This is a genomic window from Caballeronia calidae (genome assembly GCF_900044055.2).
Classification (GTDB): Bacteria; Pseudomonadota; Gammaproteobacteria; order Burkholderiales; family Burkholderiaceae; genus Caballeronia; species Caballeronia calidae.
Genome location: NZ_FCOX02000293.1, coordinates 1 through 1,112 on the forward strand (window position 1 = coordinate 1; position 1,112 = coordinate 1,112).

The 1,112-nt window shown below is 59.5% G+C and carries 1 protein-coding gene; it reads right to left on the bottom strand.

Annotated elements, in window-relative coordinates:
• Window positions 1-34: 34 nt before the first annotated feature.
• Complete coding sequence (locus AWB78_RS42725) at window positions 35-1,069, bottom strand: IS630 family transposase (protein ID WP_063959124.1); 1,035 nt, start codon at window positions 1,067-1,069, stop codon at window positions 35-37.
• Between the last annotated feature and the right edge of the window lie 43 nt (window positions 1,070-1,112).

The window sequence follows — 1,112 nt, forward strand, 5'->3', positions numbered from 1 at the left end:
TACTGACTGGTGCATCAAATAGTGCTCTTTTTTCTCAGGCAGCGTAACGGACGTGTCTTTCCTTAAAGAGATTGCGAATCACGTGCGGTTCCTTTTGCCTGCGATGCAGGTGTCGCCGGACCGTGCCGATCATCTCCGCCTTGGTAGCCGGTCGGCTTTTGCCAAGCGCGTTGGTTTTCACATCCTGATTGAGCAGCTCGTCAGGGTTCAGCTCGGGGCAATACCCAGGCAGTCGGATCAGACGCAGACGTTCAGCGTTATCGGCGACGAACCGCTTGACTGCTTTGGAGCGGTGCACGGGATGCCCATCGACGATCAGGTAGATCTTGCGCGTGGCCTGTCTGAGCAGGCGCTTCATGAAATCGATGAAGGTCGCGTTCTTGAACGTCCCTTCGAAGACCATAAAGCTCAGTTCGCCGCGATTCGTAATCGCCGAAATCATGTTGCAGCCGAAGCGCTTTCCGGTCGCCCTCACTACCGGCGTTTCGCCCTTCAGGGCAAAGCTGGTACCGCTGACGTGGTCGCTGCGCAATCCCATTTCGTCGCCCCAATAGATGGTTGCCCCTTCCTGCTTCGCCTCTTTCGCAATGCCCGGATAGTCCTCGTTCAGCCAGCGCTCGATTTCCTCGTCTTTTCGCTCGTACGCGCGTCGAACAGGTTTCTGGGCGCTCATGCCCCATGCCTTGAGGTATCGGCCCGCCGTCCACTTCGACACCTTGACGGCGCACTCCCGCTCGATCAGCTGTGCCACCGATTCGCGGGTCCACAGGTAGAACGGCAGCGCAAGCTGGTCGGGCATGCGCTCGATGATCAGCTTGCGCATTCTCACGGCTTGCGGATGGGTCAGGTGGCCGCTTCCCTGCCGACGGCCACGCTTGCCGGCCCTCAGTGCCCGCAGGCCACCTTCGCGTGCCAACTTCATCCAGTTGCCCACTGCGCGCAGGCTGACGCCATATGTTCGGGCCGCTTCCGCCCGCGTCATGCCCCCGCGCACCGCTTGCACCACCATCTTCCTCAGGTGCGCCTGCGTAGCCTGGTCCAGTTTTCGCGCATCAGTTTTCGTATTCATACTTCTCTAACGCACGAGGCAGTATTTGGTGCACCGGTCAGTA

Coding starts and splice junctions, on each gene's coding strand:
- AWB78_RS42725 (WP_063959124.1), bottom strand. CDS start 1,069: ATGAATACGAAAACTGATGCGCGAAAACTGGACCAGGCTACGCAGGCG.